At 62.8% G+C, this 16,957-nt stretch carries 13 protein-coding genes and 1 pseudogene; 4 read left to right on the forward strand and 10 right to left on the reverse strand.

Going from position 1 to position 16,957, the window contains the following annotated elements; genetic code table 11:
- Positions 1-131: 131 nt before the first annotated feature.
- The 7 genes and pseudogenes from V1278_RS03845 to V1278_RS03875 all read right to left on the reverse strand — a co-directional run bounded on the left by V1278_RS03845 (position 132) and on the right by V1278_RS03875 (position 10,079).
- Positions 132-2,126, reverse strand: coding sequence for an ABC transporter ATP-binding protein/permease (locus V1278_RS03845; protein WP_334379753.1), 1,995 nt, complete (start codon positions 2,124-2,126; stop codon positions 132-134).
- Between the two features lie 118 nt (positions 2,127-2,244).
- A pseudogene (locus V1278_RS03850) lies at positions 2,245-4,397 on the reverse strand (ATP-binding protein).
- A 154-nt stretch (positions 4,398-4,551) separates the two neighbouring features.
- A complete protein-coding gene (locus V1278_RS03855; protein ID WP_334379754.1) occupies positions 4,552-5,337 on the reverse strand; it encodes a succinate dehydrogenase iron-sulfur subunit in 786 nt (261 codons plus the stop codon).
- A gap of 24 nt (positions 5,338-5,361) precedes the next feature.
- A complete protein-coding gene (sdhA, locus tag V1278_RS03860) occupies positions 5,362-7,218 on the reverse strand; it encodes a succinate dehydrogenase flavoprotein subunit (RefSeq protein WP_334365648.1) in 1,857 nt (618 codons plus the stop codon).
- 3 nt (positions 7,219-7,221) lie between these two features.
- Positions 7,222-7,596 (reverse strand): succinate dehydrogenase, hydrophobic membrane anchor protein, encoded by a 375-nt coding sequence (sdhD, locus tag V1278_RS03865; RefSeq protein WP_334369080.1) that lies wholly within the window; start codon positions 7,594-7,596, stop codon positions 7,222-7,224.
- Between the two features lie 14 nt (positions 7,597-7,610).
- Positions 7,611-8,009, reverse strand: coding sequence for a succinate dehydrogenase, cytochrome b556 subunit (gene sdhC / locus V1278_RS03870; protein ID WP_334379755.1), 399 nt, complete (start codon positions 8,007-8,009; stop codon positions 7,611-7,613).
- A 543-nt stretch (positions 8,010-8,552) separates the two neighbouring features.
- Entirely contained in the window at positions 8,553-10,079 is a 1,527-nt protein-coding gene (locus tag V1278_RS03875; RefSeq protein WP_334379756.1) for a malonate--CoA ligase, read from the reverse strand.
- Between the two features lie 89 nt (positions 10,080-10,168).
- Here V1278_RS03875 and V1278_RS03880 point away from each other — a divergent pair, with 89 nt between their 5' ends.
- The 4 genes from V1278_RS03880 (at position 10,169) to V1278_RS03895 (ending at position 13,431) form a co-directional block, all read left to right on the forward strand.
- Positions 10,169-10,933, forward strand: coding sequence for an SDR family oxidoreductase (locus tag V1278_RS03880; protein WP_334379757.1), 765 nt, complete (start codon positions 10,169-10,171; stop codon positions 10,931-10,933).
- A 330-nt stretch (positions 10,934-11,263) separates the two neighbouring features.
- Positions 11,264-11,818: a fasciclin domain-containing protein gene (locus V1278_RS03885; RefSeq protein WP_334379758.1), complete on the forward strand. Its 555-nt coding sequence runs from the start codon at positions 11,264-11,266 to the stop codon at positions 11,816-11,818.
- A gap of 180 nt (positions 11,819-11,998) precedes the next feature.
- A complete protein-coding gene (locus V1278_RS03890; protein ID WP_334365642.1) occupies positions 11,999-12,628 on the forward strand; it encodes a cytochrome b/b6 domain-containing protein in 630 nt (209 codons plus the stop codon).
- Between the two features lie 17 nt (positions 12,629-12,645).
- A complete protein-coding gene (locus tag V1278_RS03895; RefSeq protein ID WP_334365641.1) occupies positions 12,646-13,431 on the forward strand; it encodes a molybdopterin-dependent oxidoreductase in 786 nt (261 codons plus the stop codon).
- Positions 13,432-13,540: 109 nt separating this feature from the next.
- Here the strand turns inward: V1278_RS03895 and V1278_RS03900 are convergent, their stop codons facing one another.
- The 3 genes from V1278_RS03900 to V1278_RS03910 all read right to left on the reverse strand — a co-directional run bounded on the left by V1278_RS03900 (position 13,541) and on the right by V1278_RS03910 (position 16,710).
- Positions 13,541-14,923 carry a TRAP transporter large permease gene (locus tag V1278_RS03900; RefSeq protein ID WP_334379759.1) on the reverse strand — a complete coding sequence of 461 codons (1,383 nt, stop codon included), beginning with the start codon at positions 14,921-14,923 and terminating at the stop codon, positions 13,541-13,543.
- Between the two features lie 19 nt (positions 14,924-14,942).
- A complete protein-coding gene (locus V1278_RS03905) occupies positions 14,943-15,503 on the reverse strand; it encodes a TRAP transporter small permease subunit (RefSeq protein WP_334365639.1) in 561 nt (186 codons plus the stop codon).
- 133 nt (positions 15,504-15,636) lie between these two features.
- Positions 15,637-16,710, reverse strand: coding sequence for a TRAP transporter substrate-binding protein (locus tag V1278_RS03910; protein ID WP_334365638.1), 1,074 nt, complete (start codon positions 16,708-16,710; stop codon positions 15,637-15,639).
- Positions 16,711-16,957 lie beyond the last annotated feature (247 nt).

Raw genomic sequence — 16,957 nt, forward strand, 5'->3', positions numbered from 1 at the left:
TGCGGCCTATCTGCGTCATTGCGAGCGCAGCGAAGCAATCCATAGCGCGGCGAGTGAAGAGCTGGATTGCTTCGCTGCGCTCGCAATAACGGGCTGGATGGATCGTGCGCGCCACTCGGCGAGAAAGAGACCTACGCCGCCTTCTTCGCAGCTTTCCGATGGCGCAGGAAACGGCCGAGCAGGCGCTGTCTGTCCTTGCGCGGAATCAGGTCGACGTCACTGACCAACTTGGCGCCGCCCTTGCGTCGTTCCAGCACGATCTTGCGGCTATGGAATGCCTCCAGCTCGGCGCGATGGGCGACGCTGACGATGGTGGCGTTCGGCAATTCCTTGATGACGAGCTCCATCATCTTGTCCTGGCTCCCTTCGTCGAGTGCGGACGTCGCCTCGTCCAGCACCACGATATCGGGGTTGTGCAGCAGGAGGCGCGCAAACGCCAGCCGCTGCTTCTCGCCGCCGGACAGCGTCTGGTCCCATGGTCCCTCTTCCTCGATCTTCTCTTTGAGATGGTCGAGGCCGACCTTGTGCAGCGCGTCGCAGATCTGCTCGGCGAGCCAGTCGTCGGCCGCGCCGGGATAGGCGATCGCGCGCCGCAGCGTGCCGGAGGGGATGTAGGGTTTTTGCGGCAGCATGAAGAGCCGGCGGTCGGGATGGAAATTGACGCTGCCGCCGCCCCAGGGCCACAGCCCGGCGAGCGCGCGGACCAGCGTGCTCTTGCCGGTGCCGGACTCGCCGGCCACCAGCAATCGCTCGCCGGGGTCGATCACGACTTCGGTCTCGCCGACGACGGCGGTGCCGTCGTCCAGCGTCACCGAGAGATCGTTGAGGCTCAGCATGGCGCCGCCCTCCGTCTTCCCACGCTGGATGCGGCCGATGCCGTCGCCCTGCTCGGCACGCTCCAGGCCGTCGAGCGACATCATCAGCGAAGCGATGCGGCGCGCGCAGGCGTTCCAGTCGGCCAGCCGCGGATAATTATCGACCAGCCAGCCGAACGCGGTTTGCACGATGGTGAAGGCGGATGCCGCCTGCATCACCTGGCCCAGCGTCATGCTGCCCTCGAGAAATTTTGGCGCGCACAATAATATCGGAACCACCGGAGCGATGAGGTGCGATCCCTGCGACACCAGCGTGGTGCGCATGTGCTGGCCGGCGAGCCGCGCCCATTGCTGCAGCACTTTTGAGAATGTCTTGTTGATGCCGTCGCGCTCTTCCTCTTCGCCGCCGAGCAGCGCGATGCTCTCGCCGTTCTCGCGCACGCGGGTCAGGACATAGCGGTATTCGGCCTCGGCCTGGTTCTTGTTTTCGGACACCTGCACGAAGCTTCGTCCGATCGCCGTGATCGAGCCCGAAGCGATCGCAGCGTAGACGATCGCGGCGATCACGAGGAAGCCGGGGATGGTGACCGTCGAGTCGACCAGCGTGATCGTGAGAGCGCCGCCGATGGTCCAGAGCACGACGATGAAGGTGGCGGCTGACAGAAACGCCGATGTGACGCCGGCGACGAAATCCACCGGCGAATCGGTCGCGATCCGCAAATCCTCGGCGATGCGGTATTCGGGATTCTGATGATCGCCGCCGACCAGGTTGAGTTGATAGTAGCGGCCATTGGCCAGCCAGCGCGAGATCACCGCATTTGTGAGCCATGCGCGCCAGCGCCGTTGAATGCCCATGCGGGCGAACACCTGAGCCACGCCGAGCAACGCGCTGCCGATGGCCAGCGGAAAGAACACCGCGGTGAGAAAATAGACGGTCGCGGCGTCGCGCCTTTCGATGGCGTCGAAGATTGCGCGATGCCAGACATTGATGCCGTACTGAAATCCGACATTGGTGACGATCAGGAGCAGCAGGCCGATCGATAGCAGCCACGCCAGCCGGTCGCCGCCGCCGCCCCAATAGCCGCGCGCGCTGATCCAGAACCGCGTCAGCAGATAATTTTTGCGGGCCTGCTCGGCCTCCTCCGGAGACATTTCCGGATCGGGCTCGACGACCTCCGGCGGCGGCGGTTCGACACGTTCACCGCCTTCCGCCGTGACGTCCACGAACTCCGAATCTTCTTGTTTCTCAGGGGATTTCTTGGCTGAGGATTTCCTGACAGATGGCTTGGGCTTCACATCGGGTCTGGCCATGCCGCGATAACGTAAGGGAAATCAGATGGTTCCCGCTGGTTGTCCGAGTATCCCTCCGCCGTCATTGCAATGACGTGGAAAACGCGGAAGCCAATCATTGGCACTTACGGCGCCTGGATCACGCTCGCGTTTCCGCGCTCGGCTCTACCTTCCGCCGGCCAACCCGGTGCAGCACATGGGAGAGCTGCTCGATCGAGTAGGGCTTTTGCAGCAGCTCGAAACCGTAGCTGCCGTGCTCCGACAGCACGTGACTGTAGCCGCTGGTCAGCACCACCGGCAGGTCGGGATGGCGGCGGCGGACTTCCTGGGCGAGTTCAATGCCGGTCATGCCGGGCATCACGACGTCGGTGAACACGGCATCGAAATGCTCGGCGCCGGCCGCCAGTTCTTCGAGTGCATGCACGGCGTTGCCGACGAGCCTGGTGGCGTAGCCGAGTTCGGCCAGCGCGTCGGTGGCGAAGCGTCCGACCTCGGCATTGTCCTCGACCACGAGCACCGACATCCCGCTTCCGTCGATCGCCGCGGCATCTGCTGCCGGCGTTTGTCGCGATTTGCCGCTGCCGGCGGTGCGCGGCAGATACAGCGTGAAAATGCTGCCCTTGCCCACTTCGCTGGACACAGCCACTTCGCCGTCGGATTGCTTGGCGAAGCCGAATACCTGCGACAGGCCGAGCCCGGTGCCATGGCCGGCCTGCTTGGTCGTGAAGAAGGGTTCGAAAATGCGTTCGACCTGGTCCGGCGGAATACCGCTGCCGGTATCGGCGACGGATACGGTCACATAACCATATGGATGCTGCGGCTGCGGGGCGGCATTGGGCAGGCTGGCCGCCATTCCGACCGCAATCGTCAGCCGTCCGCGGCTTTCCATAGCGTCCCGCGCGTTCACGGCCATGTTGATGATGGCGGTTTCGAACTGGCCGGCGTCGGCGTTGACCAAGCATGGTTCTTCCGGCCCAAGGATGACAATTTCGATGCGCGAACCGATCAGGGTGCCGATCATTTCACTCAGCATCTGCACGGTCCGCCCGACGTCGAACACCTCCGGCTTCAACGTCTGCCGCCGCGCGAAGGCCAGCAATTGCCCGGTCAGCTTGGCGGCGCGGGTCACCGTATCCGAGATCGCATCGATATAGCGCAGCCGCCGCTGTTCCGGCAGGTCGGGCCGCCGCAACAGTCCACGGAAGCGCGGATCACCGTCAGCAGATTATTAAAGTCGTGCGCAACGCCGCCGGTCAACTGGCCCAGCGCCTCCAGCCGCTGACCGTGCTTCAACGCTTCCTCGGCCACCCGGCGCTTCTCGGCCTCGAAATAAAGGTGGCGCGTTCGGCGCAAGGCCAGCCCCAGAAGGGCAAACAGCAGCGCGGTGGCCGGCGCACCGAAAATCAGGTGCTGGCTCATGGTGGACAGCCAGCGCGCCCGGATCACCGACGTCTCGAGGCCGGCGCTGACATAGATCGGGTATTCGGCCAGCCGCTGATATCCGAGGCGCCGTTCGATGCCGTCGGTCGATGAGGTCACGGTGACGAGGCCGGCCTTGGGATCGGACTTGGGATCGGCCGCGAGCAGTTTTCCTATCGGGCTGTTGCGGTCGAGACGGACCTCGCGGCCTGCGGCGGGAAAGCGAGCTAGCACGGCGCCGTCCGCGCGACCGACCGCGAAGAAACTGCCCGGCTCGCGGCCGATCCGGGCGTAGTAATTTTCGAAATATTCCGGCAGCACGGAGGTCTGGATCACACCTGCGAAGCTGCCGTCCTCGCTCGGGCGCCGTCTGCCGACGCCGAAGAATGCCGCGCCCTGATAGGGCGGCCGTGGCGTGAGCGCCTCGCCAATATAGGTTCCGATATCGCCGGCGACGTGGGCTTTGAAATAGTCCCGGTCGGAAAAATCGATCTCGGGCGCCGGGACGACGAGGCTGTTGACGAGCGCGTGGCCCTTGGCGTCGAAGATCCAGGCCGACTTCACCTGCGGCAGGGAGGCGACCAACTGCTTCAGCCGCAAATGCAGCGCTTGTTCGCGGGCAACGATGTCAGCGTCGGGAAGGTCGCGGATGATCTCGGCGATCTCCGACAGGCTGCGGTCGATGGTCTCGAATACTTTCAGCGCATGCTCGTGCGCGACATCCAGCGTGCGCTCGATTTCACGGTCGGCCGTTTCGCGGATCGAGACCCAGGAGACAGCCGATGCAAATACAAAGAGCGCCAACGGAAGCGCCAATGAGGCGACCATCATCCATTGCAGCAGTCTCAGCGAATTAGGTTGCGCGGTCTGCACGCTCGCTCCGGCTTCGTGCCAAGCTTAACGCAAAGTCGTGCGAGGAATAAAGCGGAGCGGCGAAGGGAACTTGCGCTTCGGGGCGGTCAAGCCGGATTGATCATAATAGATTCAAATCCGGCCGTTCGCGTTCCCCAAATCTACGGCATCACGGCTAGATCTGGCGCTCGACCATCTTCAGCTTGAGTTCGGCAATGGCTTCCGACGGGTTCAGGCCCTTCGGGCAGGCCTTGGCGCAGTTCATGATGGTGTGGCAGCGGTAGAGCCGGAACGGGTCTTCGAGGTTGTCGAGCCGTTCGCCGGTCGCTTCATCGCGGGAATCCTTCACCCAGCGCGTCGCCTGCAGCAGCGCGGCGGGCCCGAGGAAGCGTTCGCTGTTCCACCAGTAGCTCGGGCAGGAAGTCGAGCAGCAGGCGCACAGGATGCACTCGTAAAGGCCGTCGAGCTTTTCACGGTCCTCGTGGCTTTGCTTCCATTCCTTCTGCGGCGTCGGCGTCGTGGTCTGCAGCCACGGCTCGATCGAGGCATATTGCGCGTAGAAGTTCGTGAGGTCGGGCACCAGGTCCTTCACGACAGGCTGATGCGGCAGCGGATTGACTTTGACCGCGCCACCTGCGGCCACGTCGTGCATCGACTTGGTGCAAGCCAGCGTGTTCTGGCCGTCGATGTTCATGGCGCAGGAGCCGCAGACGCCTTCGCGGCAGGAGCGGCGGAAGGTCAGCGTCGGGTCGATGTTGTTCTTGATCCAGATCAGGCCGTCGAGCACCATCGGCCCGCAATCGTTGATGTCGACATGATAGGTGTCGACGCTCGGGTTCTTGCCGTCGTCCGGATTCCAGCGATAGACCCGGAACTCGCGCGTCTCGGTCGCGCCTGCCGGCTTCGGCCAGGCCTTGCCGCCGGTGATCTTCGAATTTTTCGGAAGCGTGAATTCAGCCATGCTTGCAAGCCTTCGCTGTCGTCATCAATACACCCGCGCCTTCGGCGGGATGTACTGGACGTCGTTCGTCATCGTGTAGTCGTGCACCGGGCGGTAATCGATCACGGTCTTGCCGTTCGGATCGATCCAGGCCAGCGTGTGCTTCATCCAGTTCTTGTCGTCGCGCTCGGCAAAGTCCTCGCGCGCATGGGCGCCGCGGCTTTCGGTGCGGTTCGCCGCCGAATCCATGGTAACCACCGCCTGCACGATCAGATTATCGAATTCGAGCGTCTCGATCAGGTCGGAATTCCACACCAGCGAGCGGTCGGTGGTCGCGATGTCGCCGATGCCGCCATGCACCTTGTGAATCAGGTTCTGGCCCTCGTGAAGGATTTCGCCGGTGCGGAACACCGCGCAATTGTTCTGCATCACGTGCTGCATGCTGTCCCGCAGCTTCGCGGTCGGCGTGCCGCCAGAGGCATGGCGGTAATGATCGAGCCGTCCGAGTGCCATGTCGGCGGAATCCTTCGGCAGTTCGGGCTGCTTGCCGTTCGGCGTCAGCTTTTCCGCCAGCCGCAGCGCGGCGGCGCGGCCGAACACGACGAGGTCGATCAGCGAGTTGGAGCCGAGCCGGTTGGCGCCGTGCACGGACACGCAGGCTGCTTCGCCGATCGCCATCAGGCCCGGCACCACGGCATTGTCGTCGCCGTCCTTCTTGGTCAGGACTTCGGCGTGATAATTGGTGGGAATGCCGCCCATGTTGTAGTGCACGGTCGGCACGATCGGAATCGGCTCCCGGGTGACGTCGACATTGGCGAAGATCTTCGCCGATTCGGAAATGCCGGGCAGCCGTTCCTGCAGCACCTTCGGATCGAGATGATCGAGGTGCAGATAGATGTGGTCCTTCTTCTTGCCGACGCCGCGGCCTTCGCGGATCTCGATGGTCATCGAGCGCGAGACCACGTCGCGCGAAGCGAGGTCCTTGGCGGAGGGCGCATAGCGTTCCATGAAGCGCTCGCCCTCGGAATTGACGAGATAGCCGCCTTCGCCGCGCGCGCCCTCGGTGACGAGACAGCCGGCACCGTAAATCCCGGTCGGGTGGAACTGGACGAACTCCATGTCCTGCAGCGGCAGGCCGGCGCGCAGCACCATGCCGCCGCCGTCGCCGGTGCAGGTATGCGCCGAAGTGCAGGAGGCGTAGGCGCGGCCATAGCCGCCGGTGGCGAGAATCGTGGTCTGGGCACGGAAGCGGTGCAACGTGCCGTCGTCGAGCTTGAGCGCGATGACGCCGCGGCAGACGCCCTGGTCGTCCATGATCAGGTCGATGGCGAAGAATTCGATGTAGAACTCGGCCGAATGGCGCAGCGCCTGGCCGTACATCGTGTGCAGCATGGCGTGACCGGTGCGGTCGGCGGCGGCGCAAGTGCGCTGCGCCTGGCCCTTGCCGTAGTCCATCGTCATGCCGCCGAACGGACGCTGGTAGATCTTGCCGTCCTCGGTGCGCGAGAACGGCACGCCCCAATGCTCCAGCTCGTAGACGGCTTCCGGCGCGTTGCGCACCATGTATTCGATCGCGTCCTGGTCGCCGAGCCAGTCCGACCCCTTGACGGTGTCGTACATATGCCAGCGCCAGTCGTCCTGATGCATGTTGCCGAGCGAAGCCGAAATGCCGCCTTGGGCCGCGACCGTATGCGAGCGTGTCGGGAACACTTTTGTAATGCAGGCGGTACGCAGGCCAGCCTCGCTGCAGCCGACCACGGCGCGCAGGCCGGCGCCGCCGGCGCCGACGACCACGACGTCGTAGGTGTGGTCCTCGATCGGATAGGCTTTTCCGTTGCTGGCCGGGCCACTGGCCCTGGTGGCTTTGCCGTTACCTTCGGCGGGCGAACCTTGAGCAGCCATGGGTTACACTCCCGATGACAATTTGACGATCGCGTAGATCGACGCCAAGGCGACCGCGATACAGAAGAAATTATTGGCCATCACGCTCACGAGCTTCACCGTCTCGTTGTGCACATAGTCCTCGATGATGATCTGCATGCCGATCTTCATGTGCCAGGCGCTGGCGATGATGAAGAGGACCAGGATGATGGCGATCGGAAGCGAGCCGAGGATTTGCGCTGCGCCAGCCTGATTGCGGCCGATCAGCATCAGCACGATCACGATGACGGGCACGATCAGCAGCGTCATCGCCACCGCTGTGAGGCGCTGGCGCCAGAAATCGGTGGTGCCGGAATGCGAGGAACCGAGATTGCGGACGCGGCCGAGCGGCGTGCGCATCGAGGAGGGGCGGCTCATCGTCCGCCTCCGACCGTGTAGGCGATGATCCAGACCAGGACGGTCAGCGAAATGCCCGCGATCAGCGCGCCCCAGGTGAGGGCTTCGCGCTCGTTGGCCTTGAAGCCGTAGCCGAGGTCCCAGAAGAAATAGCGGATACCGCTGACCAGATGGTGGAGCAGTGCCCAAGTGTAGCCGAACACGATCAGCTTGCCGATGATGCTGCCGGTGAAGGCCTGGACGTTGGCGTAGGCTCCGGGGCCGGACGCCGCTGCGATCAGCCACCAGGCGAGCAGTAGCGTACCGAAATAGAGCGCAATCCCGGTGGCGCGGTGGACGACGGAAAGCGCCATCGTCAGGGTGACGCGATAGGTCTGCAAATGGGGCGATAGCGGTCGTTCGATCCTGGCGGTCATTCGGCGGCTTCATGTTTTATGGGACCGCGGCCGGCCCATCGGGGAACGCGGTAGATAAATTCTATTTACGGAGTCGAGTCAGTCCGCGCAACGCCCAAATCGCTTGGAGCGGAATCATCGTTCATCGCTATAGAGCTACGAAACGCGGTTGTTCAGCGGCTTGGTATACCACGGGTGTTGACCTAGCTGAAGAACTGAATGAATATTCCGTTCATTGAGGAGCGCAGCGGGAGCGGGCACCGGCTCGTAATAGGCGGAGTAACCGCACTAGGTGGCAGGCGGGCCAGATCCGCTCGGCCTGCCACGACGGCGCGCGCGATGCCGGCGCCCCCTTCGCGGCCGTGCCGCATCGAGGCTATTCATCCAGAGCCGACCGGATATGCGGTCTTTGCGGACCGCTTTGCTGCCGCCGGCGAAGCCCCATTCAGCGCCGCCAGATGCGTCCGCGCGACAGTGCCTATGTCCAAGCGCGCGCTGGAGATGGCGTTCGGCATTTCCCGCCGCGGCGTATGAGCCCCCTGCGTTCGCAGGGACGACATCGAATTACTTGGCGTAGATCTTGGCGTACGTATCCCGCAAAATGTTCTTCTGCACTTTTCCCATGGCGTTGCGCGGCAATTCGTCAACGACGAAGACGCGCTTCGGCATCTTGAATTTGGCAAGTCTTCCGTCGAGCGCCTTCAGCACGCCCGCTTCGGTGACGTCTGCGTCCTTGTTGCAGACCAGCACCGCGGTGACGCCTTCGCCGAAATCGGCATGCGGCACGCCGATCACGGCGGATTCGATCACGCCCGGCATGGCGTCGATCTCGCTCTCGATTTCCTTGGGGTAGACGTTGAAGCCGCCTGAAATCACCAGATCCTTGCCGCGGCCCAGGATGTGCACATAGCCCTTGGCGTCGATCTTGCCGAGATCGCCGGTGATGAAGAAGCCGTCGTCGCGAAATTCGGACTTCGTCTTCTCCGGCATGCGCCAGTAGCCCTTGAACACGTTGGGCCCTTTCACCTCGATCATGCCGATCTCGTCGCGCGCAAGCTCCTTGCCGGTCTCGGGATCGGTGACGCGGACGGAAACGCCGGGCAGGGGATGGCCGACGGCACCGGGGACGCGCTCGCCATCATAAGGGTTGGAGGTGTTCATGTTGGTTTCGGTCATGCCGTAGCGTTCCAGCACGGCGTGGCCGGTGCGCGCGGCCCATTCGCGATGGGTATCGGCGAGCAGCGGCGCCGAGCCCGAAATGAACAGCCGCATGTGGCTGGTCGATTCCTTCGACAGCGCCGGGCTCTGCAACAGCCGCGTGTAGAAGGTCGGAACGCCCATCAGCACGGTGGCGCGCGCCATCAGCTTGATGATCATTTCAGGGTCGAATTTCGGCAGGAAGATCATCGAGGCGCGGGCGAACAGCGTCACGTTGCTCGCCACGAACAGGCCGTGGGTGTGATAGATCGGCAGCGCGTGGATCAGCACATCCTTGTCGGTGAAGCGCCAGTAGTCGACCAGGCTGTAAGAGTTCGACGCCAGATTGTCGTGCGTCAGCATCGCGCCCTTGGAGCGGCCGGTGGTGCCTGAGGTGTAGAGAATGGCAGCCAGATCGTCGTTGCCGCGGGCGACCGTTGCGAAGGCGGCATCGGCCTTGGCGGCGGCGTCCGTCAGTGACCCCTTGCCGTCGGGTCCAAGCGTTTCGACCTTTGCCTTCACCTTCGCCGCGATGGCGCCGATGCCCTCGGCCTTGGACGGATCGCAGACGACCAGCGCGGGCTCGGCGTCGGAGATGAAGTAGTCGAGCTCGTTCAGCGTATAGGCGGTGTTGAGCGGCAAATAGACCGCGCCTGCGCGTACGGTTGCGAGATAGAGCACCAGCGCCGGCACGGACTTTTCGGTCTGGGCTGCGACGCGGTCGCCGGGCTTGACGCCGCGCGAGACCAGCACGTTCGCCATCTGGCCGGCGCGGGCGATCAACTCGCCATAGCTGATGCGCGTGCCATCGAGCATCTCGATCGCGAGCCGGTTCGGATCGTCGAGCGTGTCGAACAGGCGGGAAAACAGGTTGGCGTTGGCGGTCGTGTTCATGCAACATTCCTTGAAGGGCGCTGGCCTTAGGGAATTTCGCCGGCTGGAATAGCAAGAACGCCCTTCAAAAAGCAACGGAGACAGTTTGCATGACAACAAATAGCGGGAAACGCGTGGCCTGGGTGACGGGCGGCGGCAGCGGGATCGGCGAGGCCGGCGCCGAGGCGCTGGCAGCCGATGGCTGGACGGTGGTGGTTTCGGGGCGGCGGAAAGATGCCCTCGACAGGGTCGTGGCCAATATCACCCAAAAGGGCGGCAAGGCCGAGCCGATCGCGCTCGATGTCAGCAACAAGGCCGATGTCGACAAGGCGGCGGAGCAGATCCTCAGCCGACACGGCCGGATCGACCTCTTGGTCAACAGCGCCGGCATCAACGTGCCCAAGCGAAGCTGGGCCGACATGGAACTGGAGGGCTGGGACAAGGTCGTCGATATCAACCTCAACGGCGTGCTCTACTGCATGCGCGCGGTGCTGCCGGCGATGCGCAAGCAAAAGGACGGCTGCATCATCAACGTCGCGTCCTGGGCCGGCCGTCATGTGTCAAAGATGCCGGGCCCGGCCTACACCACGACAAAACATGCGGTGCTGGCGCTGACCCATTCCTTCAACATGGACGAATGCGTCAACGGCCTGCGCGCCTGCTGCCTCTCGCCGGGCGAGGTCGCGACCCCGATCCTGAAATCGCGCCCGGTCGTGCCGTCGGAAGAGGAGCAGGCGAAAATGCTGCAGCCGGAAGATTGCGGCCGCACCATCGCCTTCGTCGCCAGCCTGCCGCCGCGGGTCTGCGTCAACGAGATACTGATCAGCCCGACGCATAATCGCGGCTTCATCCAAACGCCGAATAGCCGGGATTAAAGCGAGCTCTCTCCAATTGTCGTCCCTGCGAACGCAGGGACCCATAACCACCGGCGGTCGTGGTTGCGCACAGCGGTGGCCACAGCGCTCGCAATCACGCACGCCTGTGGTTATGGGCCCCTGCTTTCGCAGGGGCGACGGGGCGTGTCGCCGCACGGACGACGTCCCCAAAAGTTTCAAGCATCACGATAAATTATTCGCCGAAACCGGCCCAAAAACCTCCCGTAGCTCAGGCCAACGACGACGAAATCAACCGGTCCGTCGACCAGCGTCGTTGTTTTCATCACCGGCGATACCCGCCGGGCACAGCAATCCTCGGGAGAAGATTCCATGTCGAAACGTATTGCACTTCTGTCCGCCGCCGTCTTCAGCGCGCTGGCTTTCACCGCCACCATCACCGCGCCAGTTAGCGCAGAAGAAAAGACCGTGATGGTCGGAGGTGCGGCGATGTTCCCGTCTAAGAACATCATTCAGAACGCCGTCAATTCGAAGGACCACACCACGCTGGTCGCCGCCGTGAAGGCCGCCGGCCTGGTCGCGACGCTGGAAGGCAAGGGTCCGTTCACCGTGTTCGCACCGACCAACACCGCCTTCAGCAAGCTGCCGGCCGGCACGGTCGAGACGCTGGTGAAGCCTGAGAACAAGGCGACCCTGACCAAGATCCTCACCTACCATGTCGTGCCCGGCAAGCTCGCCGCGTCCGACCTGAAGGACGGCATGAAGCTCAAGACTGCCGAAGGCGAACAACTGTCCGTCAAGCTCCAGGACGGCAAGACCTGGATTGTCGACGCCAAGGGCGGAACCTCGATGGTTACGATCTCGAACGTCAATCAGTCGAACGGCGTGATCCATGTGGTTGACACCGTGCTGATGCCGGCGTCCTGAGCTCCCGCGCGTCCCTGAACTGGTCCCAACAGGGGCGTGTGGATTGGCGGGCCGGGGCAACCCGGCTCGCTTTTTCGTGAAAGTCGATACGCGCCATGCATCGTTCTGATAGAATCATGGCAGTAACGAAACCACGGTTCCGGGCGTATATTCGATACGAATTGCAAGCGGGGATGAGCCATGTCGGCCGTAACAGCCAGCGACGAGCACGCCGCGTCAACCAAGGCAAAGGTCATTCAGCCGGCCTGGGTGCGGGCGCTGCATTGGACCAACGCCTTCGCGATGGTCCTGATGATCATGTCGGGATGGCAGATCTATAACGCCTCGCCGTTATTCGGCTTTACGTTTCCCCGTTCGGTCACGCTGGGCGGCTGGCTCGCCGGAGGGCTGCTCTGGCATTTCGCCGCGATGTGGCTGTTGATGGTCAACGGCCTGATCTACCTGGTGATGGGCTTTGTCACCGGCCGCTTCCGCAAGAAGCTGCTGCCGATCACGCCGGAGGGCGTGATTTCAGATACGAAAGCTGCGCTGACTGGTAAGCTGTCGCACGACGACCTCAGCAGATACAATTATGTGCAGAAGTTGCTCTATGCCGGCATCATCGTCGTCGGCATCCTCATTGTGCTGTCGGGACTGGCGCTCTGGAAGCCAGTGCAACTGCAATACCTGGCGGCGTTGTTCGGCGGCTACGAGGGCGCCCGTTACGTCCATTTCTTCTGCATGGCGGCGATCGTCGCCTTCATGGTGGTTCATGTCGCGCTCGCCCTTCTGGTACCGAAGAGCCTGCGCGCCATGATCATCGGCCGCTAGTTCAAGGGAGAGCGACCATGGGCCGCATGCGCAAGCTTCTGATCCCCGGCGTCGACAAGACGCTTCTCGTCAGAGACGCCGTCAAGTCCATGCCGGATCTCACCCGCCGGCGCTTCATCTCGGGCGGCGCCAGCCTCGGCGCGCTGACGCTTCTGACCGGCTGCGATGTGACGGACAGTTTCTCGGCCGAGGAGATGCTGAAGCAGGTCTCGAAATTCAATGACGGCGTGCAAGCATTGATGTTCAATCCCAATGCGATGGCGCCGACGTTCCCGGAAAGCGCAATTACAAAGCCGTTCCCGTTCAACGCCTATTACGACCTCGACGAGGCGCCGGAAGTCGACGGCAAGACCTGGAAACTCGAAGTGCGTGGCCTGGTCGAGAACAAGAAGTCCTGGACGCTGGACGAGCTCTATCAACTGCCGCAGGTCAAGCAAGTGACGCGCCATATCTGCGTCGAAGGCTGGAGCGCGATCGGAAGCTGGACCGGCACGCCGTTGCGCGATTTCCTCAAACTGGTCGGCGCGGATACGCGGGCGAAATATGTCTGGTTCCAGTGCGCCGACAAGGACGGCTACAATTCGCCGCTCGACATGCCGAGCGCACTGCATGCGCAGACCCAAATGACGTTCAAATTCGGCGACGAAATCCTGCCGCGCGCTTACGGATTCCCGATGAAGATCAGGGTGCCGACCAAGCTCGGTTTCAAGAACCCGAAATACGTGATGTCGATGGAAGTCACCAACGACTACAAGGGCGGCTTCTGGGAAGACCAGGGGTATAATTCGTTTAGCGGGAGTTAGAGACGTTCGGATCAGCCGCGTTTGATGTCGTCCGAAATCGGCGCGAAGCGAACATGTCCCGCAAGTCCGCTTCGGGCCATTGCCGAAGCCGAATTTCCACGAATGGCGACTATTCGACGAAGCCGGCCAGTCTCGGCAGCCACAGACTGATGGCTGGGAAATAAATGCACAGCATCAAGCCGAGCACCTGCAGCGCAACGAACGGATACATGGCCGTAAACACGTCGCTCATGGTGATGCCCGGCGGCGCCGTGCCCTTCATGTAGAACAGCGTCGCCCCGAACGGCGGCGTCATGAATGCGGTCTGCAGATTGACCGCAACCAGCGTGCCGAACCAGGTCATCAGGGCAGCGTTGCTGCCGATGTGGTCGGAGAAGTCGTACTTCAACAGTATCGGCGCGAACACCGGCAGGACGATCAGGCAGATCTCGATCCACTCGAACGGGAAGCCGAGCAGGAAGATCAGAACCATGATGAAGGTGAGCATTTCCCACTTGGTGTCGATGCCGAAATGGGTAAGCGTCGAGATCATCACGTCGTCGCCGCCGAGCACTCGGAACACGTAGGAGAAGCCGGTGGCACCGAGGAAGACCAGGAACACCAGGCCGTTGGCGCGGCAGGAGGAATAGATCGCCTCGTTCATCACCTTGAACGTCAGGCGCCTGTTCAGCGCGGCGATGAACATGGAGCCGAGCACGCCGACAGCACCGCTCTCCGTGGGTGTGGCCCAGCCGGCGAAGATCGAGCCGAGCACGATCACCAGCAGCGCCGTCATGGGGAACAGCCCCCGCCAGACGGCGTACCAGAACGCACGGCGGGTCTGCGGCCCGTAGCCGGGCGGCAGCTTGGGCGCGGCGCCCGGCCTGAAGATGGCGACCAGCAATATATAGACGAGGTAGAGGCCAGAGAGCAGGAAGCCTGGCATGATTGCGGCGAGAAACAAATTGCCTGCCGAGATCGCCAGCATATCCGCCATTACCACCAGCATGATCGCCGGCGGAATCAGGATGCCGAGCGTTCCGGCCGAGGCGATGGTGCCAATGGCAAGCCGCTTGTCGTAACCCGCGGCCAGCATCTGCGGCAGGGCGATCACCGACAGCGTGATGACAGCCGCGCCGACCACGCCAATCGGCGCCGCCAGGATCGTGCCCATCACCATCACGGAGACCGCCAGCGCGCCTGGGCACCGCTTGAGCAGGACCTCGGCTGCGTCCAGCATGTCCTTCGCGGAGCCCGATCGCTCGAGGATTGCGCCCATGAAGATGAACATGGGGACCGACGCCAGGACCGGATCGTTGGCGACCCCGCCCCACATGCGCAGTACGATATCGGATAAGCCCATCAGGTTGAACGTGCCGAGCCAAGCGCCCAGGACAGCAAAGACGAGCGCCAGCCCGCCCATGATGAAGGCGACCGGGTAGCCGATGAAAATGAAGAAAAACATCGACACGAACATGATCAGAGCGAGATTGTCGGCCAGCCAGTCGAGCACGTTGGAGTCCTCCGTTGGACTAGACGTCCGTAATCACGTGTCCGATTTGCAGATTGACCTCCCGCTCCGACTTTTCACCGAACAGGAAGACGATCACGCGGAGCAGTACACTGAGGATGCCGAGCACCACCATCCACAGGCCGGCAGCGTAGACGCCCTTGATGATCCATCGGTGGGTCAACCCGACCGTGCTGTCGGATTGCTCGCCGAGCCGATAGGACTGCGTAACGAAATCTAGGCTGTAGTAGGCGACCAGCGCCATGTAGGGCAGCGCCAACACAAGGCAGCCGGCGAGTTCGATCCATGCCCTGTTGCGATACGACATCTTGTCGGTGAACGTGTCGACCCGGGGATGCGCGTTGATCGTGTAGCAGTAGCCCATCCAGAGCGAGAAGATCGCGGCGTGGAAGTGCCATTCCAGCTCTTGCAGCTTGGTGTACGGCAGCTGCAAGCCAAACTTCCGCGCGACGACATCGAACGTGGTCACGCACGCCATGATGACCAGCAGCCAACCGGACGCCAGGGCAACAAACTCGAGCGCCCGCCGTATGTTCTCGGACAGCTTCAGCAATGCAGTCATCGCGACAAAGTCCTGCTGTGGCGCATCCCGCGGCAGCGCGCCGTGCGCAACCGGCAGATCTCATCACCGGCCGGCGAGGCAAACCTCCCCGGCGGGAGCCGGCGCAGCCGCGCGCTGCACCGGCTGCCTCCGCTCAATCCTTCAGGTAGGTGGCTTTCATCGTCTGCGAGTCGCCCCAAACCTTGAACTTCTTGCGGTAGTCCAGGTAGTGGTCGGCGACCTTCTTGAAAAGCGGGTCCTTGGCCGATTCCTCCGCCAGCACTTCCAGCCAGGCCTTCTCCAGCGTGGCCAGGTCCTGGTCGCTCCAGCGCTTGACCTGAACATTATACTTGTCGCGCATCTCGGCCATCGCCGCGAACTGGGCGTGGTCGCTCTCGGCGTAGTTGCGCATGATGTTTTCGCCGAGGGCGATCTCGATGATCGCCTTGTTCTGATCCGACAGCGCATCCCACGCCGCCTTGTTCATCAGAAGCTCGCCCACCGAGACCTGCTGGTGCCAGCCCGGGAAATAGTTGAACTTGGCGATCTGATGGAAGCCCAACTTGGTGTCCATCGTCGGCATTGAGAACTCGGTCGCCTCGATCACGCCGCGCTCCAGCGCAGGATAGATGTCAGCCGCTGCCAACAACTGAGTGGAGACGCCGAGCTTCTGCATCACCTGTGCGCCAAGGCCGAAGAACCGCATCTTCAGCCCCTTCAACTCCTCGACCGACTTGATCTCTCTGCGGAACCAGCCGGAGGTCTCGGGTGCGATGGCGCTGGAGTCGATCGCAATCAGGCCGTGCTTGGCGTAGATCTCATCGCGCAACTGGTTGCCGCCGCCGAACCACTTCCAGCCAAAGAACTCGCCGACGGGCGGACCGAACGGCACGGTGGTGAAGAAGGCGAGCGCGGGGTACTTGCCCGTGTGGTAGCCCGGCGTCGTCCAGCACGCTTCGATCGAGCCCTTCGATACCGCGTCGAAGCACTCCAGCGGCGGGATCAGCGCGCCGGGCTCGTAGAACTTGATCTCCAATTTTCCGCCCGACAACCGTTCGACATTCTTCGAGAAGCGCACGCCCGGGGGCCCCAGGTGTGGCAGTTGGCTGCCAAACGCGCTCTGCATCTTCCAGCGGACTTTTTCCTGCGCGTTTGCATCTGTAGACACCGCGGTGAGCGCCAAGGCGGATAGCCCCGCGAGTCCCATTAACAGTGTGGATTTCATCATGTTGCAGCTCCTCCCTTCGTTGCGCGCAATGCCCACTCCCGCAGCCCACACGGCCGCAATGGTTGCTCGACGGTACGTTCGTTAAGGTGGTTGCGTGCCGCTCCCTCGTCGCAGTCAAAGCAAGCATTTCGCGTGCCCGTGCGGCACGGCGAGTGCTCGATACCGGCACAAAAGGACTGTCGGTTCTATTGAGAGTGCGATGCCTGCCGACGGCATTCCCCGCTGCCAATTCGCCTCGAACGAAGAC

Origin of the sequence: Bradyrhizobium sp. AZCC 1577 (assembly GCF_036924575.1) — a bacterium.
GTDB lineage: Bacteria > Pseudomonadota > Alphaproteobacteria > Rhizobiales > Xanthobacteraceae > Bradyrhizobium.